Origin of the sequence: Bacillus sp. ISL-34, assembly GCF_018613325.1 — a bacterium.
Lineage (GTDB): Bacteria > Bacillota > Bacilli > Bacillales > DSM-1321 > Peribacillus.
The window spans coordinates 86174-100355 of sequence record NZ_JAGGQJ010000018.1 but is presented as its reverse complement, the minus strand read 5'-3'; the positions used below and the strand labels follow the sequence as shown (position 1 = coordinate 100355).

14 protein-coding genes are annotated in these 14182 nt (G+C 38.1%); 4 read left to right on the top strand and 10 right to left on the bottom strand.

The features are described from left to right. Positions 1-54: 54 nt before the first annotated feature. Both J7E52_RS14000 and J7E52_RS13995 read left to right on the top strand, forming a co-directional pair. A complete protein-coding gene (locus tag J7E52_RS14000) occupies positions 55-765 on the top strand; it encodes a response regulator transcription factor (protein ID WP_214747421.1) in 711 nt (236 codons plus the stop codon). Beyond that, positions 762-2162, top strand: coding sequence for a sensor histidine kinase (locus J7E52_RS13995; protein ID WP_214747419.1), 1401 nt, complete (start codon positions 762-764; stop codon positions 2160-2162). The genes J7E52_RS14000 and J7E52_RS13995 overlap by 4 nt, the downstream gene beginning before the upstream one ends. 54 nt (positions 2163-2216) lie before the next feature. Here the strand turns inward: J7E52_RS13995 and J7E52_RS13990 are convergent, their stop codons facing one another. From J7E52_RS13990 to J7E52_RS13965, 6 genes are all read right to left on the bottom strand, one after another. Beyond that, complete coding sequence (locus J7E52_RS13990; protein ID WP_214747417.1) at positions 2217-2570, bottom strand: YxeA family protein; 354 nt, start codon at positions 2568-2570, stop codon at positions 2217-2219. A 5-nt stretch (positions 2571-2575) separates the two neighbouring features. Beyond that, entirely contained in the window at positions 2576-4495 is a 1920-nt protein-coding gene (locus tag J7E52_RS13985) for an ABC transporter permease (RefSeq protein WP_214747415.1), read from the bottom strand. After that, a complete protein-coding gene (locus J7E52_RS13980) occupies positions 4482-5249 on the bottom strand; it encodes an ABC transporter ATP-binding protein (RefSeq protein ID WP_214747412.1) in 768 nt (255 codons plus the stop codon). Before J7E52_RS13980 ends, J7E52_RS13985 begins: the two co-directional genes overlap by 14 nt. A gap of 158 nt (positions 5250-5407) precedes the next feature. Then, the gene (locus J7E52_RS13975; RefSeq protein ID WP_034305497.1) at positions 5408-5698 is read right to left on the bottom strand and encodes a DUF3817 domain-containing protein; all 291 of its coding nucleotides are present in this window, start codon (positions 5696-5698) and stop codon (positions 5408-5410) included. 209 nt (positions 5699-5907) lie between these two features. Beyond that, complete coding sequence (locus J7E52_RS13970) at positions 5908-6972, bottom strand: C45 family autoproteolytic acyltransferase/hydrolase (protein WP_214747409.1); 1065 nt, start codon at positions 6970-6972, stop codon at positions 5908-5910. 251 nt (positions 6973-7223) lie between these two features. Continuing rightward, positions 7224-7565: a DUF2283 domain-containing protein gene (locus J7E52_RS13965; protein ID WP_214747406.1), complete on the bottom strand. Its 342-nt coding sequence runs from the start codon at positions 7563-7565 to the stop codon at positions 7224-7226. Between the two features lie 1432 nt (positions 7566-8997). On the opposite strand from J7E52_RS13965, the gene J7E52_RS13960 reads away from it, so the two are divergent. After that, the gene (locus tag J7E52_RS13960) at positions 8998-10389 is read left to right on the top strand and encodes a hypothetical protein (protein ID WP_214747403.1); all 1392 of its coding nucleotides are present in this window, start codon (positions 8998-9000) and stop codon (positions 10387-10389) included. A gap of 339 nt (positions 10390-10728) precedes the next feature. Here J7E52_RS13960 and J7E52_RS13955 read toward each other — a convergent pair whose 3' ends face one another. From J7E52_RS13955 to J7E52_RS13945, 3 genes are read right to left on the bottom strand one after another with little or no spacing between them, the layout of a single operon-like run. Further along, positions 10729-11517: an ABC transporter permease gene (locus J7E52_RS13955; protein ID WP_214747400.1), complete on the bottom strand. Its 789-nt coding sequence runs from the start codon at positions 11515-11517 to the stop codon at positions 10729-10731. After that, positions 11514-12419: an ABC transporter ATP-binding protein gene (locus J7E52_RS13950; protein WP_214747397.1), complete on the bottom strand. Its 906-nt coding sequence runs from the start codon at positions 12417-12419 to the stop codon at positions 11514-11516. The genes J7E52_RS13955 and J7E52_RS13950 overlap by 4 nt, the downstream gene beginning before the upstream one ends. Further along, complete coding sequence (locus J7E52_RS13945; RefSeq protein ID WP_214747395.1) at positions 12416-12655, bottom strand: PLDc N-terminal domain-containing protein; 240 nt, start codon at positions 12653-12655, stop codon at positions 12416-12418. The genes J7E52_RS13950 and J7E52_RS13945 overlap by 4 nt, the downstream gene beginning before the upstream one ends. A 244-nt stretch (positions 12656-12899) precedes the next feature. On the opposite strand from J7E52_RS13945, the gene J7E52_RS13940 reads away from it, so the two are divergent. Beyond that, positions 12900-13445, top strand: coding sequence for a helix-turn-helix domain-containing protein (locus J7E52_RS13940; RefSeq protein ID WP_214747392.1), 546 nt, complete (start codon positions 12900-12902; stop codon positions 13443-13445). 170 nt (positions 13446-13615) lie between these two features. Here J7E52_RS13940 and J7E52_RS13935 read toward each other — a convergent pair whose 3' ends face one another. After that, positions 13616-14176, bottom strand: a complete 561-nt coding sequence (locus tag J7E52_RS13935) for a thioredoxin family protein (RefSeq protein WP_214747389.1) — start codon at positions 14174-14176, stop codon at positions 13616-13618. Between the last annotated feature and the right edge of the window lie 6 nt (positions 14177-14182).

The window sequence follows — 14182 nt, the reverse complement described above, 5'->3', positions numbered from 1 at the left end:
TGTTAAGGGGTACTCTATACTGTAGGGTATGATCGATGTTTGGGAGGTAAAAGAATGTCTAATGATCAGTGGATTTTAATTATTGACGATGAAGAAGATTTGGCACGTCTCATGGAGACAGTTTTACATAAAGAAGGTATCCCGAATATTATTACGGCAGGGGCGATTTCGGATGGGTGGGCAAAGTTTGTGAAGTTCGATCCATCACTAGTCTTGCTAGATATTATGCTGCCAGATGGTGAAGGCTATGATTTATGCAAGCAAATTCGTGAAGTGTCGAATGTGCCCATTTTATTTTTGTCGGCAAAGGATGAGGAAATTGATAAGCTTTTAGGGTTGGCGATTGGCGGGGATGATTATATAACCAAGCCATTCAGTCCGAAGGAAGTTGCATATCGGGTAAAGGCTCAGCTGAGGCGTGCTAGCTTTTCAGAGGAAAAAGCTGCTCCGAAAAAACGGCAAGTTGGTCCTTTTGAGCTTAGTGAAAATGAAAATGAAGTGAAAAAGGATGGCAAAACGCTTGAGCTCACAGCTAAAGAAATCGGACTGATGAGCTGTTTTATGCATCATCCGGATCAGATTTTGAGCAAGGAAACTTTATTTGAACATGTGTGGGGCGATGACTTCTTTGGCTCTGATAATACAGTGATGGTACATATTCGACGTTTACGCGAAAAAATCGAGGCAGATCCTTCAAAGCCTTCTTTTTTAATAACCGTTAAAGGGCTTGGTTATAAATTACAAACCAAGGGTGAAATAAGATGAAGTGGAAATTGACACGGCGCTTTTTAGGATCCGTTGTGACAATTGTTGTAATCGTAGGGATCGTAAATACAATTTTACTTATATCTCTACTCTTTTATCGAGCCATGCATAATTTCGGGACGGAAGAAGTATCTGCAGAAAACTTTAGCAGAACATTTTCACAATATGTAGATCTGATAGATGACAAGCCAATCGTAAATGAAGAAGGGCTGGAAAAACTGCGGAACAATAACGCCTGGATACAATTTTTGAATGATAAGGGTGAGCAAGTTGCAGCCTTTTATACACCTAAAAAACTGCAAACCATATATTCTCCTGTTGAAATCGTCCAAATGTATAAGTATAAGGAAATTGACGCAGAGACGACTGTTTTTGTCGGCGAAGCCCATAATTTCAGCTATTTTGTTGGAGTTAAGGAACGGAAAATTGGCCGCTATGTAATAACCTATGATTATGAAAAAGTTTTTAAAAACTTTAACATCTTACTGGTAATATTTTTAATCGTGGATATCATCATTGCATTAGTCATCGGATTCTTATTTGGAAAAAAATTAACGAATCCGCTTAACATATTAATAGAAGGGATTCAGCAGCTTCGGGAGCGGCGCTTTAAAAAAATGAGCATACCAAAAGGCGTTTATGAAGATGTATTTCGCAATATGAATGAACTATCGGTGAAGTTGGATCAGTATGAAAAAGAACGTGATCAACTCGATCAAATGCGTGAGGAATGGATTAGCAATGTTTCTCATGACATGAAGACACCACTTGCTTCCATCCATGGTTATACAGAATTGATGAAAGATAACGCCACAGAATTAACACCACAGGAATTGTATGAGTTTACATCCATTATTAATAGACAGTCCGTTTATATGAAAGATTTATTGGATGACCTGAATTTAACGATGCGTTTGCGAAACCGACGACTTCCTTTGCAATTTGAAGATGTTGATATCGTAGGGTTTATAAGAGAAATGACGATCGAGCTTTTAAATGATTCACAATTTGGTGAAAAACAGGTTGAGTTTGTGGCAAATGTGGACAAAGCAACACATAAGGTGGATAAAAAATTACTGAAACGGGCGATTTTTAACCTTATCTATAATGCACTCGTGCATAACGAGGAAAATGTCGTTGTGAAAATACAAATTGATGATATTGGTCCACAATCAGAACTGCATACCCAAATTACCATTGCCGATAATGGCCGCGGTATTCCCGCCAAAGATTTAGCACAGGTTTTTGAACGCTACTATCGAGGTACGAATACTGCCAGTACACATGGGACCGGTTTAGGAATGGCCATTGCAAGGGATATCATCCTGGCTCATGAAGGTAAACTTGATTTGACCAGCATTGAAAATAAGGGAACCACAATTACGATACTATTATAATTATCTTTTACAGAAAAAGGGCTGTCCATAATTTACAGACAGCCCTTTTTTCATTTATTTTGTTTGTGCCTTTTTTGGAATATCCTCAAATTTCACTTCATCATATGACGAAACCTCATCACCATTTTTCACGTACATCTTTAAGTAAGCATCTTTTCGAAGATTTTTTTGTGCCGTGAATTCAAGTGGTATCGTTTCACCATCTGCATTTTTGGCGTCCAGTTTATAAGAATAGTAAGTCATCACTGAACCATCATCAAGTTTGGTTTCATGTTGTACACCATCCTCTGTAATTTGCAAATAATAATTGTCGGCATTCATGCGGTTAAAGTCCATTTTAGTAAGCGCGAAGACTCCTGCCGCTCCCAGTATAAACAAAGTGCCGACCACCATAATAAATTTCTTCATCTCGATCATCCTTCTGTTTTATTATTTTGTGTGATAATCCGATTGTAGGAAGCTACCGCTAAGATATAATACAGACCGTAAATAATCGTATAAGCGATCATCCAGATCAACACAGGTTTTGCCAGGTCCATCATCAATAAGCCCGAGAAGGCTTTTAAAGCAACCGCACTGTGCAATAGCCCCACTGCCAGTGGAACGAAAAAGATTACAAGCACTTGTGATGCAATGGATTTCCGCATTTCTTTTGCGTTAACGCCCATTTTATGAAGCATATTGTATTGTGATTTATCTTCCTCTGCTTCCGTCAGTACTTTAAAGTAAATGATACTGCCTGTTGCCGCTAAAAACACCAGACCAAGAAAACTTCCGATAAAGAGCAATGAGCCTACACCTTCGATGCTTGTTTGGAAATCTTGAGGGGCACTGGAAAATAGCGCTTCTTCAGGCACTAGTTTTGCAATTTCCCCCGATAAATCCGTGGAAGCTTGATCAACACCGATGACGCGATAGTTTAGGGCTTCCCCTTCTTTTTGCAATGATTTAAATTGATCATTCGATACGACCACTGCTATGCCTGCTGTTTTGGCATTTAAAACTGTTTGTGTTTTAAAGCTTTGGAATGTGATTGCCGTGTTGTTTTCTGTCCTGATGGTCTTGTTCTTGTATTCGGGTGAGAATCTTTTGTCATATCCAATATCTAAAATGACTGCTTTGCCATTATTCACATGCAGTGCTTCCTTGCCTTGTACTTCTGCTAATTTGTTATATGTTCTATCATCGATTATCGTGTAAATCCTTTTATCCGAGCTATCGAATGCCGATCCCTTGTTCAATTCTTTCGTATTGAATGTGAGGGATAGTGCTTCGACATTTTCATCATACTTTGTATCTGGCAATACGGCGCTGACTTGATGATCGCTTTTTGCATCCGTTTGCTGATACATGAAGGTATTAGGATCAACGGTCATGACTTGGTCATTGGCGTTGTAATAAAGACCATAAACCGCACCTCCAGCCGTTACCGTTGTAGCACTTAACACCGCAATTACGGTCAATGTTCGTGCATTCCCCCGAATGCGATATAGCAGTTGCGAGATCGTCATCAGATGCAGGCCTTTCCATAGCCATTTTTCATTTTTCTTAATCACGGCTAACACAAAGCCTGTCACGCTATGAAACAATAAAAAGGTACCGGCAATAACAGTTGTCAAAATAATGAGTGCCGTCATCAAAAAGCCGACTTTTTCCCACACTTTAGAAGTAAAAAGATCTTGCATCGCCAACCAATAACCCATGACAATCAGGAAAATTCCCAGAAAGGCTACAATCATCGATGGCTTCGGAGCTGCTTCCCCCTTTTTCGATGCATGGAAGAGATCAATTAGTTTAAATTGATAAATCAAACGATAGCCCTGGAATGATGTCACCAAGAAAATAATAAGAAATACGATAGAGGTGTTCAAAGCTGCAGATCCCGAAAATGTAAATGGTGCTATGACATCATAGCCCATTAAATAGATCAAAATCGTCATGAACCCTTTTGAACAAAGGAATCCAAGTAAAATCCCCACAACTAATGAAACCAAACCTAGCAATAGGTTTTCAAAGAAGAGCATAAAACCAATTTGACGATTACGTACGCCAAGCAATGCATATAATGCCACTTCTTTTTTACGCTTTTTCATAAAGAATGAATTGGAATAGGCAATAAAAATGGCAACGAAGAAAATCAGGATGACTGCCGCACCACTCATCAATGAATCTAATTTCTGTGATGAAGCCGTTTGTTCTGCAACTGTGTCGCTATATTTTAATGTCACAAATGTGAAGTAGATGATAATGCTAAATACCATGGATGCGATATATAAAAAATATTGGGAGAGATTTCGGACAATATTTTTTCTCGCCAGACTAAATAACGTCATCTACCTCACCTCCAATTGCTGCAAGGACATCCATAATTTCTTGGAAGAAAGCTTTACGTGATTGGCCACGACGATAAATTTCTGTTGAAAGCGTACCATCCTTGATGAAAATGATCCGCCGGCAGAAGCTTGCGGCATATGCATCATGTGTCACCAACATGATGGTTGAATTATTTTTTTCATTTAGTTCACTTAAGCTTTCCAGCAGACCTGTTGCTGATTTTGAATCAAGTGCACCTGTTGGCTCATCAGCCAGGATCAATGCAGGCTCTGTCACAAGCGCTCTGGCTGCAGCTGTTCTTTGCTTTTGCCCACCGGAGATTTGATATGGATATTTAGCTAATAAACCTTCAATCCCAAATACTTTAGCAATACGATTCACCAAGTTAGTAATTTCTTTCGCTGGAATTTTCGCAATCGCCAGTGGTAATAATATATTTTCCTTTACAGTCAATGAGTCTAGCAAATTGTAATCCTGGAAGATGAAACCAAGATTATCACGTCTGAAATCCGTTAAGTCAGCCCCTTTCATATCGTGAATGCTCGTATCATTCATGAAAATTTTCCCTTCAGTCGGCGAATCGATGGTTGCTAACATATTGAGCAATGTCGATTTCCCCGCTCCAGAAGGTCCCATGATCCCCACAAACTCCCCTTCATGAATGTCAAAAGATATATTTTCCAACGCTGTGTAGGCAGCGCTTGATTTACCATATGTTTTTTTTATATTTTCCACTTTTAATAATGGTTCCATTTGTTTCACCTCTTCAGTATTGTTGATACTTATACTTTACATGCTCATTCTTACAGCATCTTTGTGCCAACCTTACAGCAAGCTTAAATCCATAAAAAAAACGCCTTCCATTTAAATAGGAAGACGTTTTTTTATGGATTTTTTAAAAGTAAAAGTATTTAACTTTGCTTCAGTAGCCTGCGATCGATTACAAAATTACCAAATGGGATGAATGAAACGATGAAAATCATCGCCATTTTTAAAAAGGACCATTTTGATATGATGCTCACATAAAGTAATAAAAGCCCAAATACGACAAATAAGAAACCATGGATGCTGCCTAAAATGAGTGTTGCTTCCCCAATATCCAATATGTACTTAATGGGCATACCAATGGCAAGCAATAAAACATATGAGATTCCCTCAATTATTGTAATGAACCGAAACCAACCAATAGCTGTAGAAAACATTCGCTCATCCCCTTATTCATTGTACAAGTATGACAAAAACAGACTTCCAGCCTCTTGTCCACCATCCAAAATCTGTTACTCTATCATATTATATTACTGGCAGATCCACTAATAAATAATACCAGGTTTGCCTAAAAATAGAACAACAAAAGCCCAATCCAAGGATTGGGCCTGATAACAACGTAAGGTACATAATTACTTAAAGACGTTCAATTCCGAAACCAATTCGCTCCCTCATCCATATGCACGAATGGAATATCCGTATCAATTACACCGTTGATTCGTTCTAACTCAACATCTTCCCCTTCGAGCCATTTCGCAAAATCTATTGAAGTCGGCTCCTGGTTCCCTCCCAAGGCAATCCAAGCCTTCATCTCCTTAGGTAAATAAGCGGATGTATGAATCGTTCCCGCCCAGCTGCTATATAAATCCGAGAAGACTCCTTGATTGGTATCATTAAACAACCTATAAGCATCGTAGGCAGATGAAAGTCTCCCTTCATGATCTTGAATGATTTCCAATCGGCGTTTCGAATCGATAAGATGGTTACGATTTTCATTTTTCATGATTTCAAAGTGATTGGTACAGGCATTTGACCTGCGCACCTCTACATTTCTCGGAGAGGTTTCAACGATATAGGTACTTCCGCTTTTATCATAGACGACGTAAGTGAAGGAATGACGATGCGGGATTTCCTTCAACATCGCTACCGCTTCCTGAACGTTCGCACAAGATTCAACAATCAGTCTGCCAATCATGCAGCAAATGAAACCATCACCAGGGTTCTTGCGATTCATGAAATTATAGCCTATCACCAAACCTTTTTCATTCATTCCATCCATTCGGCCAGTCCCTCGCTGACTCGGGCCGATGCTTGAATACCCTTGATCGGTTGGCTGGAATAAGACATAGCGTCCTTCATAGGTCTTTGGGTGGTAATCATAATTGCGAATGAGATAATCATCTCCTGTCAAGATGGAGCAGCCTGACCGAACATAATCCAATCGGTATCCACCGAACTCTTGCAGCACGCGGTCAATTGGCCATTTCAGCGCTTCTTGCAACCCCAGTAATTCTTCCCAAACGCCAGGGGCGAATTGTGTAATTGCTTTATTGACCTCTTCTTCTTCAACCGTAAACCGAGGCTGCCTGATCTTCCACTGATCTTCACGATTATTTACTGTTAGTGAATCTTTTAATTCCTCTCCTTGCATGTATCCAAACTCATAATGTGTACCCCGAAATTGTATGACATCACTATATATTTGCTTCACGGCTTATCCCTCATTTACAGTAGTTGCTATTCAAGTTAAGAATACTTGAAGTATTGTTGAAAATAAAGAAGATAAGCCTTAAATTTTCCCATGGGTTTGCCTATAATTTGATTTACCTTAAAAAATGAAAATAGCCCCTCTCAATTAAGAAAAGGACTTTTTCTATCAGAATTAAGCTTCAATATTTATTGTCTTTTAGAATTATTCTGTAATGAATTTCAAAGATTCCTCATTGTACTTCTTTATATCAACTACATCAATACCCACAAATTCTTGATAATCTTTGTCCGCAAAACAAAAGTCAATTCCTTTAAGCTAAACTTAATTTTAATATCCTTTTCAGTTAAGCGGAATGAAAATTTCTCTCCATTTTTCTTATAAATTTTCCTGCTTCCAGCTATTTTAGACAACTTTGATGTTATTGGGCCAAAAAACTCTATCCCTACTATTCTACCATCTTCAACAATATCTAACTCTAAATATTCATTTACTTCTAATTCAATAGTAGACGCTATCTTATACTTTACTGATGAGGGTAAAGTATATAAATATGCTAACTCTACCTCTTCATCATATGTAACCCTGGATTTCATTTTATCCCTACTTCCACCTTGATTTAGATTTTGCTGTTTTTATAGATAGTGGTAAAATCTACCTTTTGCCACTGCATTAAAACTAGTACGGCTCTTTCATACGTTCAGCTAGGAGCCATGTTGCTTTAAGTAGCTTTTAAATAGAAGACTAACAGCAGAAAGTAATCCACTTACAACTACAGCCGATGGGGGATATTATGGTGAAGTGGCACAGGAAAGTATTTGATGTGTATAGAAGGGGACATGAGACCTCTTATCCCGGAGAAAGAGAAAATTAAACGGACGGATTTAAAGGTTCTGATAAGTCCGTATCTAAGCAATTGATAAGGAAACAGCTTGCGCCATGTTTGAGGAAATTTATGTGATAGGCTAACACCCACATTAAACCCACCATAACTATAAGAACCAGAAATAGTATAACAACTTGCTTTAACCCAAGCATTTGTTAAAGGGTGGTAGTTTACCCATTTTTCTCTTGTTGTATTAGTAGTAATTGTTGTTGTTGTAGTTTTATTACATGTTGCGCACCTAGAAACGATATTTTGATTCATATTATTTAAATATGCACTGTAATCTTCCTCTGTATCAAAAAAAACTAATGTCCCATCATCTTTTGTTATGTTGTATGGAGTGTCCAATGTTAATTCTACATTCGCTCCTTCTAATTCAACATTAGACTCTTCTTCAGATTCTGCTGAAACCTTTGATAAATTCCACAGAACTAATCAATAAAATAAACAGACTCAAAATACTAAAAAGTTGGAAGTAAAACTTTCGGTTATTAATTCTCATTTTTAACACCCTCCCCTTTTTCTAGAATATTCTGTATAATTCAAATATACACTTTCTTAAATAAAAATTGGTACAAAGGGAGTATTCTTATGAAAAAATTAACTGGTACTATAGCATCATCTGTTTCTTTTATACTGTTTATTTATTTGTATGGTTTAAAAGTTGATCACTCCATTAAATATAATGGAAGCTTTTTTACTTTTCCAGCCATCCTATTATTCATAGCAATATTTTGTTTTGTATCGAAAAACAACAATACAAAAATGTAAATTAGAAAACTAAAAGCTCCTCTCAATTAAGAGATGGGCTTTTAACAATGGAGGATATCACTTTGGGATATCGCAATAATGGTCCCCATTTTCTACTTTCCTATTATTAATTCAACAATTCTAGAGCTGGAGCTAGTTTTTCAGCATTTTTTTATCAGTTCTCGTTTCTGTACCTGGGATTATCTTTGCCATCCATCATGCTCTCGTGTTGATAACTGACAACTTTAAAATCAATCTAATTAAATCATCTTAAACTCAATATTTACATCATAAGTCAAAATCAGATAAGCCTTTAAAATTTATGAAACAACTCACCACCCCATACCTCCCTCATAATCTGTAACTAGGCATATTTATGAGGGGGACGGATCATGGAGATGGAATTAACGGCACTCCATTGGATTTATGTTATATTTATTGCATTGATAATCGGGTTTATGGTAAAACGTAGTGATACTACCCTCATTTGCATAGTTGGAATTTTCCTTTTGGCTTTAGTGGCTACAGGCAGTTTGGCATCCTCCATAAGCGGGATATTCAACAGCTTCATTTTCGCAATCACGGAATTAATGTCCACGATTTTAATCATTTCAATCATCGTTGCCATGAGCACGGTTTTAACGAGGTCCGGCATTAATGATGTCATGATTGCACCGTTTGCGAAATTCATTAAGAATCCTACACTTGCCTTTTGGGTAATTGGTATCGTCATGATGATGATATCCTGGTTTTTTTGGCCATCACCTGCCGTTGCCTTACTTGGGGCAGTCCTGCTCCCTGTTGCTTTACGAGCTGGTTTACCTGCCCTCGGCGTGGCGATGGCGATGAACCTTTTTGGTCATGGAATAGCATTATCAGGGGATTTCATCATTCAGGCTGCACCTAAACTAACGGGTGATGCGGCTTCCATACCAGTCGGTGATGTCATCGCTGCAAGCATCCCCCTTGTCATTACAATGGGGGTCGTCACCACACTCTCAGCCTTTATCCTTTTAAAGCGGGATATGAAGCTTGGAAGAATCAAGGCGGAGGATAATGAGGGAATCGTCCATGATCAAACAATGAGTGAAGATCTGCTTACACTGCCACAAAAGAAGTTTTTTGCCGTTTTCATTCCGATCGCCTTTCTGTTGGATGTTGTGGCATTGTCGATTTTAAAGTTGCAAGGCGGAGATGCCACGGCGTTGGTTGGCGGTACAGCCGTTTTCATTTTGCTGATTTTATCCCTTGTCGCACATAAACAGCAAGGACTTGAAAAATCAACGGCCTATTTGATTCAGGGTTTTCAATTTGGCTTCAAAGTATTCGGACCCGTCATTCCGATCGCCGCATTCTTCTATTTAGGTGATTCTGGATTCAATCAGATCATCGGTGACTACTTACCAAAAACTTCCCTCGGCATCGTCAATGACCTCGGTGCCGCCTTAGCGGCCTCCGTTCCTTTAACGAAAGAAATAGCCGCCGTCACATTAACGGGCATCGGTGCCATCACTGGCTTGGATGGATCGGGCTTCTCAGGTATTTCTTTAGCGGGATCTGTCGCCAAACTTTTTGGCACGGCAATCGGAAGCGGAACCGCCACCTTGACCGCACTCGGGCAAATAACCGCGATTTGGGTTGGCGGAGGTACCCTGATTCCATGGGCACTGATACCAGCAGCTGCCATATGTAACGTCAGTCCCTTTGAACTTGCCCGCCGGAATCTGCTGCCGGTAACCATTGGTTTGGCAGTCACTACAATAGTCGCGATGTTTCTCATTTAATCGATCTACATCGATGTTTGTAGACTCTAAAACACGGAACGGCATTTCAATTTCCATTCCATATTGAAAAAGGACTGGTAAAAAAATCAGTCCTTTTTCATTTCAGATAAAAATCGGGTGTCATGCTAATCCGGCAATGTAATGGGGTATTACTTATTGAGCAAGGGTTTCTAACCTGGCGTTAAAGTGCTTAAAGCATCAATCACACCAATGAATGACATTTCGAGAGTGCTTTTGAAGAGGGCTTAGTCGATATAACTGTAGATTTTCGTCTATATTTTTTTATTTTCGGAGATATAACTATATATTTCGTCGAAATATTTTTCCTTCATCCCCAACTTATTCGTTATTGAATTTCTTTTTTGAAATCCATATGTTCGTTACCAATATCGTTACTGCCGTCAACGCAAGTGCCGCTAATGCACCCCAAATCGCCTGTGAATTGACTGTGCCTAAAATCAGGACCTCCATGGCATGTTTACTCATGCTTGCTGGATTCACATTGTTTATAACCGGACTTAACCCAACTATGATTCTACATCCGAGGAGGAATACTATCGAAATTAATGCAATAATACCCTGACTATTAAAAATGGTGCTGATCATCGTCGTGAATGAAACGATAAATAGGATCCACAACAGATAGAACAGCAAAGCCACTATTAAATCCGTAAAATCAACATTCGTAAACAAAAAAACTACATATAGATATGAAACCAAATATCCCAATGCTACACTGCAGGCAACAAACAGATAATTGGAAATGATTTTCCCGCTTATATAAGATCCAACCGTCACGGGCCTTGTAAGAATGAAAGCCAGCATACCATTTGCTTTATCGGATTGTACGACTCCCATCATGGAAACGATGATGATCATGACCCCTAGCTGATCGAATTGAGACCCCAAGGTACTGGCAAGAACTTCGCCGCCTTTTTGGGCAGCCATGCTTGGATCTATGGTGATCCCTTGGCCCCCGCCCAGTGCTTCCAAAATTGAAGGTAAATAATAGCTTACGACTGGTTGAGTTATTCCTAAAAATATAAATACAAGCGGCAGCCAAATCACTTTAAATTCACGTACCATTTGAACAAATTCCTTTTTAGCTAAAACGGCAAAATTATTCATTTTTCCACCACCAATTTTAAGAATATCTCTTCCAATGTATCGTTATCTATTTCGAACCTGACAAGATCAACATCATGCTCCAGAGCATTCGCCAGCAGCATATTCTTGTTTGACTCAATATTTTCCACTTCTATCTTTAATTTATTTCCTATTACCTCTACACCTTTGACAAAGTTCAAGCTTTTAACGGTTTCAATCCATTTTTGACTTTTAGAGGTTATGTCGACATTGATTTTATTTCCGCTATTTCTGTTTAATAATTCCGACATTGTTGTGTCCTCTATTTTTTCACCGCTCTTTATAATGACAAACCTCTCACATATTTCTTCTGCATCGCTTAATATATGCGTTGATAATAAAATTGTCGTATCTTTCTTTATCTCTTTTATGATATTCAATACTTCTCTCCGGCCGATTGGGTCTAATGCCGATACCGGTTCATCCATTACAATCAATGCTGGTTTATGTAACAGCGCCTGTGCAATTCCAAGCCTTTGTTTCATTCCGCCTGAAAAAGTCCGCACCTTTGAATTCTCTTCCCCGCTCAACCCTACTTTCGACAATATCTCTGGAATGCCCCTTATTAATTCTTCCCTCTTGATACCCGAGAGCTGCCCCATGAAAGTAAGGGTTTCTTTGGCAGTCATCCATTGAAAGAAGTTAGGGTATTGTGGTAAGTAGCCAATTTCCCTTTTCATTTTTGAAATTTTCTTACCATCAAGCAACACCTCTCCCATACTTGAATCTATAATATCTGCAATCACTTTTATTAGTGTCGATTTACCAGCCCCATTTGGCCCTATCAATCCAACACATTCCCCAGATTGCAGTTCCATTGAAAAATTATTGACCGCTGTTTTTTCTTTGAATTTTTTTGTAACATTTTTAATCTCTAATTTCATATTTTGTCACTGTCCTTTCTACCAATAACGAAGTACAGAATGGGACCGATAGTATTCGCAAAAATAATGATGAGTGTCCACAATAAAACATTTTTCCTCGTCTTTCGATTTCTGTATAAATCAATTAATGCTATAAGGACTAAAATCAATCCAATAGCAATTACCGGTAAAATAATCGGCAGAATAGGCATGAAATCAATATCTTTCAATTCGTTCCATCCATAATGAAACTCCATATATACCACTCCTTTGAAAACGAAATAATGTTATCATTATCGATAATGATAACATTTAAATTGGGATTTTTCACCTATTTTTTTCTTGATAAAATATTGTTTGAGGTTTTATTGTTATTTATAATGATAATATTATCAGATTAAATAATATTAAAAATATAGTCCTATTTATTAAGCTTTAATGCATGACGACATTAATTATTTACAATTGAAATTATTTAATTTCCAATGTGAGGAGAATAAGATGATTAATAAAGCCGAAATTTTAATGCATCCTGTAAGAATGAAGATTACCCAAGCTTTAATGAGAAACAGGGAAAATGGTTTAACACCATTAGAAATGTTAAAAATCATTAAAGATGTACCCCAAGCAACATTATATAGACATATACAGGTTCTATTTGATTCAGGGGTCATCCGCATTGTAAAAGAGAAAAAAGTGAGATCCGTTTCCGAAAAATACTATGTTTTAAATGAAGAAGAAGCGCGACTTAGCGGGGAAGAATGGAAAAAATCTTCTAATGAGAAAAAGGTGAACTATTTTTCTTATTATCAATTATCCCTTATGACTCAATATCAAAACTATCTTACCAAATTAGAAGAAAGAGACTGCTCGGAAGATGGTTCAACCTTTTCCCTTTTAGAACTAAAGCTTGATGATGAAAGCTTTATTAACTTCCAAAATGAATTGAACGATTTAATGTTAAAGTACTACAAAGCAACGAATCAAAGTTCTAAACAAGACTCTCCTATTCGAACAATCGGCGTTACAATTATTCCTGAATCATAAGTAAATGAAAAGGCTGTTCTCAAACCCTGGACTCAAGAACCGTGAATACTATAGATTCACCAACCAAAATGGTTCCAGTCTCCGTTTTGAAACAGCCCTTCATTAAGGAAAAAAATACAGAATGGGCTTACCACCCGTTTTTTGACAGGTCAAAAAGGGATATAATCCTGTCAGCAGTTCCCCAATGCTTCCTTGATACTGCTGTATACTTCGTCCCACAGGTGCTTATCTTCAGCAAAAGCCGCAGTTATCTTTTTAATGACTGCTTTTTGCGCTGCCTCGAAACGTTCATCATCCTTGGCCGGCAGGTCAGACCTTAACTCCATTACGTATTCTTGTACTTTTGGTGCACGAGGTCCCCAAACCGCTTTTTCTTCACCATTCTTATCAATGAATATAAAAATGGGAATCGAACGCGCTGCTCCATTCGTTAAGTATTGATCCATCAGTTCAAGATTTTGATCTCGTAAAACCATGCGTGTTTCAATATTTGCAGCATCAGCTATATTCAGCAGTATCGGAATGTTCATCATTGCGTCTCCGCACCAGTCTTCAGTAATGACAATTGCTCGAAGTTCCTTCGTCTTTAATTCATCAAAAAAACCTTGGTCCTCTGCGGAAATGGAAAAACCCTCCTGAATCGATTGTAAGTTTTCTTTATGAACTTTCATCGAAGATACAAATTCTTTAGCAGGAATCCCCTTTTCAAACCATTCATTCAGTGTCGTCATACTATT

Bases quoted from the DNA above. Each gene is read 5' to 3' on its own strand.
- J7E52_RS13985 (WP_214747415.1), bottom strand. From the start codon at position 4,495: ATGACGTTATTTAGTCTGGCGAGAAAAAATATTGTCCGAAATCTCTCC.
- J7E52_RS13945 (WP_214747395.1), bottom strand. From the start codon at position 12,655: ATGGAGTTTCATTATGGATGGAACGAATTGAAAGATATTGATTTCATG.
- J7E52_RS13975 (WP_034305497.1), bottom strand. From the start codon at position 5,698: ATGTTTTCTACAGCTATTGGTTGGTTTCGGTTCATTACAATAATTGAG.
- J7E52_RS14000 (WP_214747421.1), top strand. From the start codon at position 55: ATGTCTAATGATCAGTGGATTTTAATTATTGACGATGAAGAAGATTTG.
- J7E52_RS13980 (WP_214747412.1), bottom strand. From the start codon at position 5,249: ATGGAACCATTATTAAAAGTGGAAAATATAAAAAAAACATATGGTAAA.
- J7E52_RS13990 (WP_214747417.1), bottom strand. From the start codon at position 2,570: ATGAAGAAATTTATTATGGTGGTCGGCACTTTGTTTATACTGGGAGCG.
- J7E52_RS13940 (WP_214747392.1), top strand. From the start codon at position 12,900: ATGATTAATAAAGCCGAAATTTTAATGCATCCTGTAAGAATGAAGATT.
- J7E52_RS13960 (WP_214747403.1), top strand. From the start codon at position 8,998: ATGGAGATGGAATTAACGGCACTCCATTGGATTTATGTTATATTTATT.
- J7E52_RS13995 (WP_214747419.1), top strand. From the start codon at position 762: ATGAAGTGGAAATTGACACGGCGCTTTTTAGGATCCGTTGTGACAATT.
- J7E52_RS13955 (WP_214747400.1), bottom strand. From the start codon at position 11,517: ATGAATAATTTTGCCGTTTTAGCTAAAAAGGAATTTGTTCAAATGGTA.
- J7E52_RS13965 (WP_214747406.1), bottom strand. From the start codon at position 7,565: ATGAAATCCAGGGTTACATATGATGAAGAGGTAGAGTTAGCATATTTA.
- J7E52_RS13950 (WP_214747397.1), bottom strand. From the start codon at position 12,419: ATGAAATTAGAGATTAAAAATGTTACAAAAAAATTCAAAGAAAAAACA.
- J7E52_RS13935 (WP_214747389.1), bottom strand. From the start codon at position 14,176: ATGACGACACTGAATGAATGGTTTGAAAAGGGGATTCCTGCTAAAGAA.